Origin of the sequence: Vulcaniibacterium tengchongense (assembly GCF_003814555.1) — a bacterium.
Lineage (GTDB): Bacteria > Pseudomonadota > Gammaproteobacteria > Xanthomonadales > Xanthomonadaceae > Vulcaniibacterium > Vulcaniibacterium tengchongense.
On the sequence record NZ_RKQN01000002.1, the window covers coordinates 577,543 to 593,250 of the forward strand.

The following is a 15,708-nucleotide window of genomic DNA, read 5'->3' on the forward strand; positions in this document are numbered from 1 at the left end:
CGTGGGCGCGGTGGTCGCGATCGAATCGCTGCTGGACCGGCGCCGGGTCTGGAAGGGCCGGCCGGCGGCGCCGCCCGCCAGCCCGCAGCCCACCGGCCACGACGCGCTGGATGCGGCATTGCCGCTGGGCGGCTGGCCGGACGCCGCGCTGACCGAGGTACTGGTCCCGATGGACGGCGTCGGCGAGCTGCAGTTGCTGTGGCCCACGCTGGCGCGGCTGTCGCAGGCCGGCGGCACCGTCGCGCTGGTCGCGCCGCCGTACCTGCCATACGCACCGGCCTGGCTGCGCGCCGGCGTGCGCCTGCCGCAACTGCAGGTGGTGCGCGCCGCCGGCCGCGATGCCTGGTGGGCGGCGGAGCAATGCCTGCGTTCCGGGGCCTGCGCGGCGGTGCTGTGCTGGCCGCAGCAGGCCGACGACCGCACCCTGCGCCGCCTGCAGGTCGCGGCGGAGAGCGGACGCTGCCTGGGCTTCGCGTTCCGGCCGCTGCGCGCGGCGCGCAATCCTTCGCCGGCGGCGCTGCGCATCGCGATCGACGCCCGGCCGCGGCAACTGCGCGTGCTGAAGTGCCGCGGCGGGCTGGCGCCGGCGCGGCCGATTCCGTTCCCGCCACCGGCCACGCGATGAGGGCGCGGCGATGCATTGGGTCTGCCTGCTGCTGCCGCACCTGGCGCTGGACGCCGTCCTCCGCCGGCATCCCGAGCCCGATCGGCCATGGGCGCTGATCGCCGGCCCGGCGCAACGGCGCGTGCTGCATTCGGTGAATCCTGCCGCGCGCGCCCTCGGCCTGCGGCCGGGCCAGTCGCTGGCGGCGGCGCAGGCGATCAGCAGCGGTTTCGCCACGGCCGAATACGACCCCGGCGCCGAACGGCGCGCGCACGAGCTCCTCGCCGCCTGGGCGTACCGCTTCAGCTCGCAGGTCAGTACGCAGTTGCCGCACGCGATCGTGCTGGAAATCGGCCGCAGCCTGAAGCTGTTCGGCCCCTGGCCACGGCTGGAAGCGCGGCTGCGCGAGGAGCTGCACGGACTGGGTTTCCGCCATCGCCTGGTCGCCGCGCCGAACCCGCATGCGGCGCGGGTGCTGGCCAACGCGCACGATGGCCTCGGCCTGACCGAGGCCACGCTGCTCCAAGGGCTGGGCCAACTGCCGGTGGAGCGCGCCGGCTTCGAACGCGAGGTCGCGCAGGCCTTGCAGCGGATGGGCCTGCGCACGCTGCGGCAGGTGTTCGCGCTGCCGCGCGACGCGCTGGCGCGGCGCTTCCCGAGGGCGGTGCTGGCGCACCTGGACGCGATCCGCGGCGAGGCGCCGCCGCTGCGCTACTACCGGCCGCCGGACACGTTCGAACAGCGCATCGAGTTCGAGCACGAGGTCGAATCCAGCCAGGCGCTGCTGTTCCCGCTGCGCCGGCTGTGCGCGGACTTGGCCGCGTACCTGGCCGGGCGCGATGGCGGCGTGCAGCGCTTCCGCCTGCTGCTGGAGCACGAGCGTTGCGCCGACAGCACGGTCGAGGTGGGCCTGCTCGCGCCCGAGCGCGAGGCGGCGATGCTGTTCGAACTGGCGCGCGGACGGCTGGAGCAGGCCCGGGCGCCGGCGCCGGTGCGCGGGTTGCGGCTGCTCGCGCACGAGCTGCCGCCGTTCGTGCCGGCCGAGCGCGACCTGTTCGATGCGCGCCCGCAGCAGGCGGTGCCGTGGGCGCAACTGCGCGAGCGCCTGCGCGCGCGGCTCGGCGACGACGCGGTGCATGGACTGGTGCTGCAGGGCGATCATCGCCCCGAACACGCGTGGAGCGAGCAGGGCGGCTCGACGCCGTTGCCGGCGGCGCTGCCGCCGCGGCCGGGCTGGCTGCTGCCGCAGCCGACGCCGCTGCGCGACCACCGCCTGACCGTCCTCGCTGGCCCGGAGCGGATCGAGTCCGGCTGGTGGGACGGCGAGGTGCGGCGCGACTACTACCTGGTCGAGACCTCCAGCGGCCAGCGCGCCTGGGCCTGGTGCCATCCCGGCGAACGCGGGCCGTTCATGCTGCACGGCTGGTTCGCATGAGCGCGCTGCCGGACTACGCCGAGCTGCATTGCCTGTCGGCCTTCAGTTTCCAGCGCGGAGCCTCCGTGGCCGAGGAGCTGTTCGAGCGTGCCCGGCAACAGGGCTATGCCGCGCTGGCGATCACCGACGAATGCTCGCTGGCCGGCATCGTGCGCGCGTACGAGGCGGCGAAGAAGCACGCGCTGAAGCTGATCGTCGGCAGCGAGATCGCGGTCGAGGCCGGCCCCAAGCTGGTGCTGCTGGCCGCGGACGTCGACGGCTACGTCGCGCTGTGCCGGTTGATCACCGTCGCGCGGCGCCGCGCCGGGAAGGGCGCGTACCGCGCCTTGCGCGAGGACTTCGATAGGCTGCCGCCGGGCCTGCTGGCGCTGTGGGTGCCGCCGGACGATCCCGACGACGGCGATGCCGCCTGGCTCCAGCGCACCTTCGCCGGGCGGCTGTGGATCGCGGTCGAGCTGCATCGCGGCCCGGACGACGACGCCAAGCTGCAGGCCCTGCGCACGCTCGGCCGCCGCCTCGGCCTGCCGCTGGTGGCCGCCGGCGACGTGCACATGCACGTGCGCTCGCGCCGGCGCCTGCAGGACACGCTGACCGCGATCCGCCACCGCACCACCGTCGCCGCCGCCGGCGCGCTGCTGTTCCCCAACGGCGAGCGCCACCTGCGCACCCGGCGCGCGCTGTCGGCGATCTATCCCGCCGACCTGCTGGCCGAGACGGTGCGCATCGCCGGGCGCTGCAGCTTCGCCTTGGATCAACTGAAGTACCAGTATCCGCACGAACTGGTGCCGGCCGGCGAGACCGCGCTGTCCTGGCTGCGCAAGCTGACCTACGAAGGCGCGCGCGAGCGCTGGCCCGGCGGCGTCCCGGACAAGGCGCGGCGGCAGATCGAGGCCGAGCTGGAGCTGATCGCCGGGCTGGAGTACGAGTCCTACTTCCTAACCGTGCACGACATCGTCCGCTTCGCGAAGGAGCGCGGCATCCTCTGCCAGGGCCGCGGCTCGGCCGCCAATTCCACGGTCTGCTACGCGCTGGGCGTGACCGCGCTGGATCCGGACAAGATCAGCACCCTGTTCGAGCGCTTCATCTCCAGGGAGCGCAAGGAACCGCCCGACATCGACATCGACTTCGAGCACGAGCGCCGCGAGGAGGTGCTGCAGTACGTGTTCGAACGCTACGGCCGCGGCCGCGCCGCGCTGGTGGCGGTGGCGATCAGCTACCGCGGCAAGAGCGCGATCCGCGATGTGGCCCGCGCGCTGGGCCTGCCGCCGGACCAGGTCGACGAGCTGGCCAAGATCATGGAGCGCTGGAGCGGCGAGAAGCCGTTCGCCGCGCACCTGCGCGAACGCGGCTTCGATCCCGACGCGCCGGTGATCCGCCAGGTGCTGGACCTGACCGCCGAATTGATCGGCTTCCCGCGCCACCTGTCGCAGCACCCGGGCGGCTTCGTGATCTCCGAGCACCCGCTGCACACCCTGGTGCCGGTGGAGAACGCGGCGATGGACGGCCGCACCGTGATCCAGTGGGACAAGGACGACCTGGACGTAATGGGCGTGTCCAAGGTCGATTGCCTGGCGCTGGGCATGCTGACCGCGCTGCGCAAGACGCTCGGCCTGCTGCGCCGGCACGGCCGCCGCGACTTGGCCCTGGCCGCGATCCCGCAGGACGACCCGGACACCTACGCGATGATCTCGGAGGCCGACACCGTCGGCGTGTTCCAGATCGAGTCGCGCGCGCAGATGGCGATGCTGCCGCGGCTGCGGCCGAAGGACTTCTACGACCTGGTGATCGAAGTGGCGATCGTGCGGCCGGGGCCGATCCAGGGCGACATGGTCCACCCCTACCTGCGCCGGCGGAAGGGCGAGGAGCCGATCGAGTACCCGCCCGCGCTGAAGGACGTGTTCGGGCGCACCCTGGGCGTGCCGCTGTTCCAGGAGCAGGTGATGCAACTGGCGATCCAGGCCGCCGACTACACGCCCGGCGAGGCCGACCGGCTACGCCGCTCGATGGCGGCCTGGAAGCGCCACGGCGGCCTGGAGCCGCATCGCGAGCGGCTGATCGGGCGGATGGTCGAGAACGGCTACGGCCGCGACTACGCCGAGCGCATCTTCCGCCAGATCGAAGGCTTCGGCAGCTACGGCTTCCCGGAATCGCACGCGGCCAGCTTCGCCCTGCTGGCCTATGCGTCGAGCTGGCTGAAGCGGCACGAGCCGGCCGCGTTCGCCTGCGGCTTGATCAACAGCCAGCCGATGGGCTTCTACACGCCGGACCAGATCCTGCAGGACGTGCGCCGGCCGCGCACCTGGCTGCCGCGCGGCGTGCGCGTGCTGCCGGTGGACGTGCGCTTCAGCGAGTGGGATTGCACGCTGGAGTGGATCGGCCGCGACCCGGCGCCGGCGATCCGCCTGGGCCTGCGCCTGATCCAGGGCTTCGACGAAGAGTCGGCACGGCGCATCGGGGCCGCGCGCGCGAAACGCGCCTTCGCCGACGTGGCCGACCTGTGCGAGCGCGCCGCGCTCGACCGCCGCCAGCAGGCGCTGCTCGCCGACGCCGGCGCGCTGAAGGCGCTGGCCGGCCATCGCCACCGCGCGCGCTGGACGGTCGCCGGCGTGGAGCGGCGGTTGCCGCTGCTGGGCCCGCGCCATTCGGCCAGGGAGGCGCAGGTGGCGCTGCCGATGCCGAGCGCCGAAGAAGACGTACGCACCGACTACGCCGTCGTCGGCACCACCCTGGGCAAGCACCCGCTGACGTTCCTGCGCAAGGCATTGCGGGCGCGCGGATGCCTGGCCTCCGACGAGCTGGCGAACGCCCCGCATGGCCATTGCGTCAAGGCGGCGGGCCTGGTGCGCGGCCGCCAGCAGCCGCAGACCGCCAGCGGCGTGATCTTCGTGACCTTGGAAGACGAAGCCGGCGCGGTCAACGTCGTGGTCTGGAACCACCTAGCGCAGCGCCAGCGGCGCGTGCTGCTGGAATCGCAGTTGCTGGTGGTGGAAGGGCGCCTGGAGCGGGTGGATGGCGTGCAGCACCTGATCGCCAAGCGGCTGGAGAACGGCAACAGAATGCTCGGTGCGCTGGACGTAAAGTCCCGAGATTTTCGGTAGTTCACAAGACGGCGCCCCATGTGCACCGTCCGGAGGGAGCAGCAAGTCAGCCGGCGCCCTGCCCTGACTTGGAGCTCTTCCTAACCCTTTTGGGTGGTGTGGCTACCGGCTCTGTGCCGATGCCCGAGGTCAGGCAGTACCGGCCTGGCCAGCAAGCCTATGCAATCAATGGCACCGCTACGACGACGGCAGGCGGAACGACTTCTACCAGCAACTACCGAGCCACGGTCACTCCGAACCAATCTGCGGCCGGCGCATTCGCGGGAGGTTTCAGCAGTGGGCTTGCAAACGGCGCCGCGCTGGGAATGGCGATGCGTGCCAAACGGAACCAAGAGAAGGTTTACAAGGGATGCATGACGGCGTTGGGATGGATTGAAGGTTCGAACTGACAGGGAACCGTGATGTCGAACGAACTTCACAATGGCCGTAATCCGCCGCGTCGCCATGTGTGGATGCATGCAGCGCTCCTTCACAGGCGCAATCACCCAATAATGTGGTCGGTCAGTTCAGGATAGGCGGCCGAAACGGAATGCTTGTCCACACTCGCAGCGGCAAAGATCGACGAGGATAACAATCGGCAGATGACGAGGATCGCTTCCGGAGGCCAGACGGGCGTTGATCGCGCGGCTCTAGACGCCGCCCTCGCCACCGGTATTCCCCATGGCGGCTGGTGCCCGAAAGGGCGCCTGGCCGCCGACGGGCCGCTGCACCCGCGCTATCTGCTCCAGGAGACCGACTCGGCCGGCTATCGCCAGCGCACCAGGCGCAACGTGCTCGACAGCGACGGTACCTTGATCCTCAACACGGGACCGCTCGGCGGCGGAACCCAACTCACCCTCCGGTTCGCCGGGCAGTTCCGCAAGCCCGTCTGCATCGTGGACCTCGAACGGCCTCTCAGTCCCGAGGAGGTCCTGGCCTGGATCGATGCGAATCGCATAAAGGTACTGAACGTGGCGGGGCCGGGCGAAGCGAAGCGGCCCGGCATCTATGCGCAGGCGCGAACCTACCTCGATCGCTTGCTGGCGCTTTGGGCACTGCTCGACCAGGCCGGCAACCGGCCGAATTCCGCCGCCGATCCCGCCTAGGAGCCGTCGCAACGGGTCGCCTGCCGCGCGGTGAACCGCCCTTGCCAGCGTGGTGGATGAACACGACGGACAGGCCGCGGCGCGCATGGACAAGGCCCATTCGGCCCCCGTTGCCAGGACTCGCCCTCGTTCTCCTTGCCGCCGCGCACACAAGGGCACTGATGTCCGCGTTGGGGCTGGCGATCGACTTCGGCTACGGCCATGCGCGCGGCCGTCCCGTGGAGCGCGGCGGCGACTTGACGCGAACGGTCCGGGCCCGCATGGTGCGATCGCGATCGGTCAGGCGAAGCATCGGGCCCGCGAGTGCAGCCCCGGAGGCGGTCGAATGCGCAATGCAAGGAATGGGCGGAAGCCGGCAAGCCCGGTACTGGCCTGGATGTTCGGCACCCGGGCGGGCGGCTTTTTCGTGCCCTTGGCCCTCACGCGATTCGCCCTCGGCTCGTTCTTCTTCGCCTCCGGCTTCAACAAGCTGTTCGTGGATGCGAACCGGAACGCGATGCTGGAGACGATCTCGGAGGCGGGGATCTGGTGGCCGCAGGCCATGGCGCCGTTCGTTGCCGGATGCGAAACCGCGTTCGGCGCTCTGCTGGCGATCGGCCTGCTGTCCCGGGTCAGCGCGGCGATCCTGCTCCCCATCAGCACCACCGCGCTCCTCACCGTGGGCGTGCATCAGATTCCAGAAGGGCAGAATGCGCTCGGCTGGTACAGCTGGCTCCTGTACCTGCCGGAAACGCTGTACATGCTGCTTTCACTGACGATCATCGTGCAGGGAAGCGGACCGCTGGGGCTGGACCGGCTCGTGCACAGGTCGCTTTCGCCATGACGCGTCCGACACCGCGATGCGTGTCGGCAGGCGCTTGATGCGCGGAGCTGGCATTCCCGAGGCGGAAGCCGAACTCGGCGACAGGCTGCAACTCCAGCAGCCCAGCGATCCTCGCGCGAGATCACGCGCGGACCAGGCGAGACGCGGCGCACCAACGCCGGGCGGGCTCCTATTGGATTAGGGCTGAGTCACGTTCGCCCGGGACAAGTGCGGACGCGCCGCTCGACGGGTGACGCCGCCCGAAGCAGGCCCCCTTGTGAAGGACTGCTCGGGAGTGAACGACGGCACCGGACATGGACGCCCCCACCCGCGATGGACGCGATGCGCGGCGCAGGCCGCGGATGTCATTCCGGGCCCCTTCCCGCACCGACGCCTCGATGGGCGCCTTCCAACTCGCTTCTCACGATGTCCGGCGTCAGCACCTGCGGCAGGACCACGCCCTCCGCCATGCCGCGATAGAGGACGTACAGCGGCACGCCCGGGGCCTGGTGCTGCCTGAGGAATTCGCCCACCTTCGGATCGTCGTTGGTCCAGTCGCCCTTCATGTACAGCGTCTGCGTGCGGCGCAGCAGATCGCGGAATTCGGAGGTGCCGAGCACCGTCTGCTCGTTCGCGATGCAGGTGATGCACCAGTCCGCCGTCACCGCGACCAGCACGTTGCGCCCTTCCTTGCGCGCCTGCGCCAGGTCGCGGGCGGAATAGGCCGTGGCGCCCTGCATCTGCGACGGCCGGGTGCCGTCCTTGGCCGCGGCCGGCATGCGATGGACGACGCCCACCGACAACGCACTGGCGCAGACGACCAGCGCGCCCAGCCCCTGCCGCCAGCGCTGGCTCCGCCAACGTCCCTGCTCGAAGAGCCAGAGGCCGAACGACAGGATCACCGCCGCGGCCAGAACCACCCCCACCGCATCGGCGCCCTTCTGCTTGCCCAGCAGCCACGCCAGCCACACGGCCGTCAGCAGCATCGGGTAGGCCAGCACCACCTTCAGCGTGTCCATCCACGCGCCGGGCTTGGGCAACAGCCGGGCCAAGCGGGGCACGAACCCCACCAGCAGGAACGGCAGCGACAATCCCAGGCCCAAGGCCAGGAACACCAGCAACGCCGCGGCCGGCGAAGCGGTGAAGGCGTAAGCCAACGCCGGCCCCATGAACGGCGCCACGCAGGGGCTGGCCACCACGCAGGCCAACGCGCCCGACCAGAAGTCGCCGGCGGCGCCGGTCTTGCTGAGCAGCTTCTGCCCGGAGCGGCCCATGCCGCCGCCCAGCGTGAACAACCCGGCCATGCTCAAACCGATCAGCACCATGATCAGCGCCAACGCGGCCACGAACCCGGGCTGCTGCAGCTGGAATCCCCAGCCTATCACCGCGCCGCCGGACTGCAGCGCAACGATGACCATGCCGATGGCCGCGAACGAGACCATCACCCCTGCGGTGTACCACAGCGCATGACGGCGGGCATGGGCGCGGCTGGTGCCGGCATCCAGCAGCGACAGGACTTTGAGCGATAGCACCGGCAGCACGCAGGGCATCAGGTTCAGCACCAGCCCGCCCAGCACGGCCAGCGCCAGGATCGCCGCGAAGCCACCCGGCACGGCCGCCGCTTGCGATGTCCCGGTCGCCGCGCTGGCCGCGCCGCTGGACAGCAGAAGAGCCACGGCCCCGGTCATGGCAGGTATTTGTCGGAGCCGGGCATAACCGGCTTCCATGGACGCCGTCCCGGCACGGGCGTCGTAGCCTTCCTGGGCCAGCGCTTCGCCGGTCACGCGGTTGCACCGCCCACGAACCGCGGGGCCGAGGCGGGGACAGGCCCGATCGCCAGCAGTGCGCCCGCGGCTGCGGCGGTCAGACAGGGGCACGAATCGAAGGAGTGGCATCGCGCGCGTCGCTCGAATGAAGAGCGAGGCATTCTCCGGACGCGGCTCGCGATCGGAATAGAACGATTACGAAATTCGGCGGCGCCCGAGCCCGGAGAGCGGGCACCCGGGCAGCCGATGCGGCCGCCGCCGCGCCGGCGAGCGCCGGCGGCCCGCCTGCCCTTCCGCCCGCCGCCCTTCGGATATGGCCCGCACCGGCCGGAATTCCCAATATTGCCCAGCCCGGGGGAGGCCACCTGCACAGACAGGGAATTCCGCCATGAGTGCGACCCCGTCCGAGAACGCCTTCCTGTACCGGCAAGTGAGCGGGACCCTCGACCGGGCACCCGCGATCCACAAGCTCGATCTGGCTACCTGTTGAATCCGATCACCGAAAAAGTCCATCGGCGGCGCATCGACGGCGCGCTTCTGCCGCTAGCGCGTCGCCTTTTCCGCATCGGTGAGCGGCCGGTCGACGGGATATCGACGTTGCGGAATCCAATCCTGCGCATTCCATCTTCAGCCTTTGCCCGCTTCAATTCTGTCGCTTCCGTCTCCGCACCCGGATACGGCGCTGCCCCGCCGCAGAGTCGGCGCAAGCGCTGCAATGGCGGCCGTGCAGCGCCGCGCTCATCGCCGCGCCTGCACGCGCGCGCCCGACAGGCGCGGCTCGCCGTCGACCACGTCGGTCCAGACCACGTGCAGCGCATCGCCGGCGACCGCCAGCCGGGCGAAACCGGTCGCGCGGCCGCGGCCGTGCAGGCGCGCCACTTCGAGGCGCTGGGTCTCGCGGCGCAGGTCCGGCGTCCACCGCGCCAGCTGCAACGCCTGGCCGCGGGCGTCCTCGCGCAGCCACAACGCCCAGACCGCGTCGCCGGCGTGGGCGACGTCGACGCGGCCCTGCACCGCGGCGCCGCGGTCCAGCGTCGCCGGCGCGGCGAAACGCTCGCCGGCATCGTCGCTGCGCGCCAGCTTCACCGCCGGCTCGCCGCCGGCCGCGGTGTACCAGGCGACCGCCGCGGCGTCGCCGCGCGCCGCCACCGCCGGGCCGTTGACCGGGCAGGCCGGCATCTTCCAGCCGTCGGCGTGCACCGGCCGCGGGCCGGTCCAGGCGCCGCCCTCCAGGCGCGTGGCGACGATGTCGCGGATCTCCTCCGGCGTGCGGTCGCGATAGACCAGCAGCGGTCCGCGCGCGGTCGGCGCGGCGTCGGTCTGGCAGCAATCGCAGGTCATCGCGTCGAGTTCGCGTTCGTCGTGGCGGCGCAACGCGGCATCGAAGGTCGCCGCGCGCAGGCTCATCGCCCCGGCGTGCCCGGCGTGCCCGCCATGGCCGCCGCCGGTGCGGCGGCCGTCGAGCCAGGCGATGCCGAGGCGGTCGCCGCCGGCGGGCCACAGCGACACGAAGCCGTGCTCGGTCGGCGTGCCGTCGTCGTTGACGCGGATCGGCGCCGACCAGCGCCGGCCGCCGTCGCCGGAGCGGCTCAGCACCACGTCGTAGGCGTATTTCGCCGCCGCCGACTTGCGCAGCCAATGCGCCCACAGCGCGCCGTCGGCGCCGACGGCCAGGTGCGGGACGTCGGCCCAGTTCACGAACCAGTCGTCGCCGCGCGCGATCTCGGCCGGCGCGCTCCACGCGCCGTCGCGCCAGCGCGCGAACTTCAGCGCGTGGCCGCGCCCGAGCGGCTCGATCCAGGACAGCAGCAGGCTGCCGTCCGGCGCGGCGACCAGGTCCGGCTGCGCCGCGACGCCGCTCGCCGGCAGCGGCCATGCCGCGGCGGCGAACGTCGCGGCCGCGGCGCGCGGCCCCGGTGGCGGCGCACCGGCGGCGGTGCGGGGGCCGCGGTCGCAAGCGGCCGCGAGCAGCAGGGCCAGGCACAGGGCGGCGCGGGCGTTCATCCGCACAGCCTAACCGCCCGGGCGCGAAACCGGGCCATCACGTCCTGGGGCTCCGCGGCGACGGCGCCGATCGCGGATCGGGCCATCCGCGTACGCCCTGCCCTCGCGCGGCACGAAGGCGGGTTCGCCCACGCACGTTCGCGGATCGCTGGCAAGCCCGCTCTTGCCGCCTGTGCGCCGGGAGGACGCGACTGCCGAGCGGCCATGCGCACCGGCCGCCGTATCGGCGGCGCAAGCACTCGCGCTCGGGGCCGGCGCCCGGATGCGCGCTGCAGGCGCCGGCGTCGGCGGGACATGCCCGCGGCGACCGCTTCGCCCCGGCTTGCGCCAGCGCCGCGCATCGGTGCGCACGCGCGGCGAGAACGGCAGGCGGCAATCCGCGGCGAAGCGGAGCGATGCGTTACGCGCTTTCGCCGGAGCGCGAGGGGACCTGTTCGCCGGTCGTCGCGAAGTATCGCGCGCGGTCCGGACGAATCTTCGCCGTCCCGAACGAACGAGCGCCGGCCACCGAGCCGCCGGTCGGCCGCACGGAAGCGCACGAGGCGGGCGCCGCGTCAGGCGACGCGGCTGCGGCGGGCGCGGGTCAGATGCACCAGCAGCAGCGAGATCGCCGCCGGAGTCATGCCGGGAATGCGCTGCGCCTGGCCGACGGTCTGCGGGCGCACGCGCTCCAGTTTCTGCCGCACCTCGGCCGACAGCCCGCGCACCGCGGCGTAATCGAAGCCGGCCGGGATCGCGGTGCGCTCGTGGCGCTGCTGGCGCGCGATCTCCTCGCGTTGGCGGTCGAGATAACCGGCGTACTTTGCCCCGATCTCGACCTGCTCGGCGACCTCGGCGTCGACCCCTGCCGCCGCGAGCGCGGGCACGCGCATCAGCCGGGCGTAGTCGAGCTCCGGCCGCTTCAGCAGGTCCAGCGCGCTGGTCTCGCGGCTGATCTCGATGTCCAGCGCCTGCGCGATCTCGCGCCCGAGCGCGTTGTTCGGCGCCGCCCACAGCGCGCCCAGGCGCGCGTTCTCGCGCGCGATCGCCTCGCGCTTGGCCTCGAAGCGCGCCCAGCGCGCATCGTCGACCAAGCCGAGCTCGCGCCCGACCGGGGTCAGGCGCAGGTCGGCGTTGTCCTCGCGCAGCTGCAGGCGGTACTCGGCGCGCGAGGTGAACATGCGGTACGGCTCGGAGGTGCCGTGGGTGGTCAGGTCGTCGACCAGCACGCCGAGGTAGGCCTCGTCGCGGCGCGGGCTCCAGCCCTCGGCGCCGCGCACGAAGCGCGCGGCGTTGACGCCGGCCAGCAGCCCCTGCGCCGCGGCCTCCTCGTAGCCGGTGGTGCCGTTGATCTGGCCGGCGAAGAACAGGCCGGCGATCGCCTTGGTCTCCAGCGTGGTCTTCAGCCCGCGCGGGTCGAAGAAGTCGTATTCGATCGCGTAGCCCGGGCGGGTGATGTGGGCGCGCTCGAAGCCGCGGATGCTGCGCACCAGCTCCAGTTGCACGTCGAACGGCAGCGAGGTGGAGATGCCGTTCGGGTAGACCTCGACCACGTCGAGACCTTCCGGCTCGACGAAGATCTGGTGGCTGGGCTTGTCGGCGAAGCGCACCACCTTGTCCTCGATCGAGGGGCAGTAGCGCGGGCCGATGCCTTCGATCTGCCCGGTGTACAGCGGGCTGCGGTCGAGCGCGCCGCGGATGATCTCGTGGGTGCGCTCGGTGGTGTGGGTGATCCAGCACGAGACCTGGCGCGGGTGGTCGTCGCGGCGGCCGATGAAGGAGAACACCGGGCGCGGATCGTCGCCGGGCTGCTCCTCCATCACCGAGTAGTCGAGCGTGCGGCCGTCGATCCGCGGCGGCGTGCCGGTCTTGAGCCGGTCGACCGCGAACGGGCCCTCGCGCAGCTTGTGCGCGAGCGCGACGGCCGGCGGGTCGCCGGCGCGGCCGGCGGCGTAGGTGGTCTGGCCGACGTGGACCTTGCCGGCGAGGAAGGTGCCGGCGGTCAGCACCACCGCCGGCGCGTGGAAGCGCAAGCCGGTCTGGGTGACCACGCCCTCGACGCGGCCGGCGGCGAACACGATGTCGTCGACCGCGGCCTGGAACAGGGTCAGGTTCGGCTGGGTCTCGACCGCGCGGCGGACGAAGGCGCGGTACAGCGCGCGGTCGGCCTGGCAGCGTGTCGCCCGCACCGCAGGCCCCTTGGACGCGTTGAGCCGGCGCCACTGGATCCCGGCCGCGTCGGCGGCGCGGGCCATGATCCCGCCGAGGGCGTCGATCTCCTTGACCAGGTGGCCCTTGCCGATGCCGCCGATGGCCGGGTTGCAGCTCATCGCCCCAACCGTCTCGATGCTGTGGGTCAGCAGCAGCGTGCGCGCGCCGGCGCGGGCCGCCGCCAGCGCGGCTTCGGTGCCGGCGTGGCCGCCGCCGACCACGATCACCTCGTAATGGTGGAAGGACTCGCTCATGGGCTGCTCGGACGCCCTCGGCGCCCCGGTTGCGATGGAGTGTGGATTTTAGGCCGGCTGCCGGGGGCCGTCGCCGCAGTTGGCACGGTTCCTGCGTCGTCTTTCCCGCACCCAGCGGGGCAGGCGCTACGCGCCGGCTGGAATTGGAACAGGGGCTGGCCAAGCGCTCGCGGGGGAAGCCGGGGCCGAATGTTGGGGGACATTCGGCCCCTTTTTTATTCCGCTCATTTCCGCTCACGTCCGCGACAGCCGGCGCGCGATCGCGCGCATCGCGCGGCGCCGCGCGGGCGCCGACGGAGAGTGCCGGAGAGAGGGTGCCGGCACCCGACGGGGACGGAACAGGGGGGATCCGTGGTTCCCCGTCGGGCGACCGACGTAGGCAAGAACCGGCCATCCGCTTCGCATTACGTCCAAAAGCGACGCAACCGGTCAGGTGGCGGTAGATTGCGGGCAGTTCGCCGCGGGCGCAAGCGGAAAAGGGTGACCGGGCGCGAATTTTTCGCAATCGGCCGACGAGCGGCCGGATTCAGCTTTTCGCAGCGGCGCGGCGGGGCCGAGGCGCAGGGCGAAGCGGACAGGCCGGGCGCAGGCGGCGCGTCCGGCGCAGGCACGGGCGGATCAGCGCTCCTGGGTGCGGACCCGGCCGCTGCCGCCGATCTGCCGCCACGGCGCGGCGCGGCTGCCCTGCGGGCGGGGGCCGCCTTCGACGCCCGGCCGCGGCGCCGCCGCCGGCCGCGGAGCGCCGCCCGGGCGTTCCAGGCGCATGGCCTCGCCGCCGCGCGGGCGCAGCGAGTCGAGGTCGCGCCACGGCGCCTTGCCGGGCGGGCGCGGCATCGACGACGGCGGCGTGTTCGACGGCGGCCGCGGCCGGTGATGATGGTAGTGGTACGGCGGCCGGTAACGGTAGCCGTAGTACGGATAGCCGTAATAGCCGTAGCGGTACGGGTAGCCGTAGTAGCCGCCGTAGTACGGCCAGCCGTACCCGCCGTAGTAACCGCCGTGATAGCGGTATTCGACGCTGGGCCGCCCGTAGTAGTAGTCGCCGCGCCCGCCGTAGCCGCGATAGGCGTAGTCGGTGACGCAGCCGGCGAGCAGGCCGGCGGCCAACGCGGGCAGGAGCAGTTTGCGGATCATGGGCGGAGCCCCCCGAGGGTCTGCGGCCAGCATCGGCCCGCCCCATTGAACTCGCCCTTAATTGTCCCGGCCCGTGCCGCGGGCGGGACTGAGCGGTTCAGCCGCGGCGGGACGACGCCCGCACCCGCCGTGCCGACACGCGCGCCGCCGCCCCGCGGGCAGCCGGAGCGCGCCCGCCCGGCTGCTACAGTCGCGCGATGAACGACAGCGCCTCCGTCCTCCCCGATTTCGACGCGGTGCTCGCCGCCGCCGCGCGCATCGCCCCGCATGCCCACGTCACCCCGGTGCTGCGCTCGCGCAGCCTGGACGCGCTCGCCGGCTGCGAGCTGCATTTCAAGGCCGAGCACCTGCAGCGGGTCGGCGCGTTCAAGTTCCGCGGCGCCTGCAATGCGGTGTGGGCGCTGGACGACGAGGCCGCCGCGCGTGGCGTGGTCACCCACTCCTCCGGGAACCACGGCGCGGCGCTGGCGCTGGCCGCGCGCACCCGCGGCATCGCCTGCCACGTGGTGGTGCCGGAGGGCGCGGTCGCGGCCAAGCTGGCGGCGATCGAGGCCTACGGCGCGGTCCTGCACCGCTGCGCGCCGGGCATCGCCGCGCGCGAGGCCGCGTGCGCGCGGGTGCAGGCGCAGACCGGCGCCGCGCTGGTCCATCCCTACGCCGACCCGCGCGTGATCGCCGGCCAGGGCACCGCGGCGCTGGAGTTGTTCGCGCATGCGCCGGAGCTCGACGCGCTGGTGGTGCCGGTCGGCGGCGGCGGCCTCGCCGCCGGCTGCGCGATCGCCGCGGCCGCGCTCGCCCCGCGCGCCCGGCTGGTCCTGGCCGAGCCCGCCGGCGCCGCCGAAACCGCGGCCTCGCTGCGGCGCGGCGAACGCGTCACCGAGTTCGTGCCGGACACGATCTGCGACGGCCTGCGCGGCACCCTCGGCGAGCCCAACTTCGCGCTGCTGCGGCGCCACGCGGCCGAGGTGATCGTGGTCGACGATGCCGCCACCGTCGCGGCGATGCGCCTGTTGTGGCAGCGCACCAAGCAGCTGGTGGAACCGTCGTCGGCGGTGGCGTTGGCGGCGGTACTGGCGGCGCCGCAGCGCTTCGCCGGCCGCCGCGTCGGCGTGGTGCTGTCCGGCGGCAACGTCGACCTGGACGCGCTGCCGGCGCTGTTCGCGCGACGCTGATCACATAACGCGCGGCCCGTTGCTTTTTCGCGGGGCTTGCGCTCATATCCTCGCTCTCGTCACGCCGGCGGCCGATGGGGAATCGCGCCGAGCGAGGCATCCGCGCCGCGGATGGCGACGAGCGCGAACGGACTCCGCAACCGGCTCGCGAATGGGGAACGTGC

The 15,708-nt window shown here is 72.6% G+C and carries 10 protein-coding genes; 6 read left to right on the plus strand and 4 right to left on the minus strand.

Translation table 11 applies throughout. The features are described 5' to 3' along the window. Window position 1 precedes the first annotated feature (1 nt). The 5 genes from imuA to EDC50_RS09035 all read left to right on the plus strand — a co-directional run bounded on the left by imuA (window position 2) and on the right by EDC50_RS09035 (window position 7,045). Window positions 2–625, plus strand: coding sequence for a translesion DNA synthesis-associated protein ImuA (imuA, locus tag EDC50_RS09015; RefSeq protein ID WP_123770148.1), 624 nt, complete (start codon window positions 2–4; stop codon window positions 623–625). Window positions 626–635: 10 nt separating this feature from the next. Next, window positions 636–2,039, plus strand: a complete 1,404-nt coding sequence (locus EDC50_RS09020) for a Y-family DNA polymerase (protein WP_123770149.1) — start codon at window positions 636–638, stop codon at window positions 2,037–2,039. Continuing rightward, a complete protein-coding gene (locus EDC50_RS09025; protein ID WP_123770150.1) occupies window positions 2,036–5,137 on the plus strand; it encodes an error-prone DNA polymerase in 3,102 nt (1,033 codons plus the stop codon). Before EDC50_RS09020 ends, EDC50_RS09025 begins: the two co-directional genes overlap by 4 nt. A gap of 533 nt (window positions 5,138–5,670) precedes the next feature. Next, window positions 5,671–6,222 (plus strand): putative molybdenum carrier protein, encoded by a 552-nt coding sequence (locus tag EDC50_RS09030; RefSeq protein WP_199742094.1) that lies wholly within the window; start codon window positions 5,671–5,673, stop codon window positions 6,220–6,222. Between the two features lie 376 nt (window positions 6,223–6,598). Next, on the plus strand, window positions 6,599–7,045 hold the full coding sequence (locus EDC50_RS09035) for a DoxX family protein (protein ID WP_123770151.1): 447 nt from the start codon (window positions 6,599–6,601) through the stop codon (window positions 7,043–7,045). A 344-nt stretch (window positions 7,046–7,389) separates the two neighbouring features. Here EDC50_RS09035 and EDC50_RS09040 read toward each other — a convergent pair whose 3' ends face one another. The 4 genes from EDC50_RS09040 to EDC50_RS09055 all read right to left on the minus strand — a co-directional run bounded on the left by EDC50_RS09040 (window position 7,390) and on the right by EDC50_RS09055 (window position 14,372). Next, a complete protein-coding gene (locus EDC50_RS09040; RefSeq protein ID WP_244922525.1) occupies window positions 7,390–8,700 on the minus strand; it encodes a protein-disulfide reductase DsbD family protein in 1,311 nt (436 codons plus the stop codon). A gap of 828 nt (window positions 8,701–9,528) precedes the next feature. Beyond that, the gene (locus tag EDC50_RS09045) at window positions 9,529–10,794 is read right to left on the minus strand and encodes a sialidase family protein (protein WP_123770153.1); all 1,266 of its coding nucleotides are present in this window, start codon (window positions 10,792–10,794) and stop codon (window positions 9,529–9,531) included. 554 nt (window positions 10,795–11,348) lie between these two features. Continuing rightward, window positions 11,349–13,238 carry a tRNA uridine-5-carboxymethylaminomethyl(34) synthesis enzyme MnmG gene (gene mnmG / locus EDC50_RS09050; protein WP_123770154.1) on the minus strand — a complete coding sequence of 630 codons (1,890 nt, stop codon included), beginning with the start codon at window positions 13,236–13,238 and terminating at the stop codon, window positions 11,349–11,351. Window positions 13,239–13,856: 618 nt separating this feature from the next. Then, complete coding sequence (locus EDC50_RS09055; protein ID WP_123770155.1) at window positions 13,857–14,372, minus strand: hypothetical protein; 516 nt, start codon at window positions 14,370–14,372, stop codon at window positions 13,857–13,859. A gap of 197 nt (window positions 14,373–14,569) precedes the next feature. Here EDC50_RS09055 and EDC50_RS09060 point away from each other — a divergent pair, with 197 nt between their 5' ends. Then, the gene (locus tag EDC50_RS09060; RefSeq protein WP_123770156.1) at window positions 14,570–15,544 is read left to right on the plus strand and encodes a pyridoxal-phosphate dependent enzyme; all 975 of its coding nucleotides are present in this window, start codon (window positions 14,570–14,572) and stop codon (window positions 15,542–15,544) included. The last annotated feature ends 164 nt before the right edge of the window (window positions 15,545–15,708 follow it).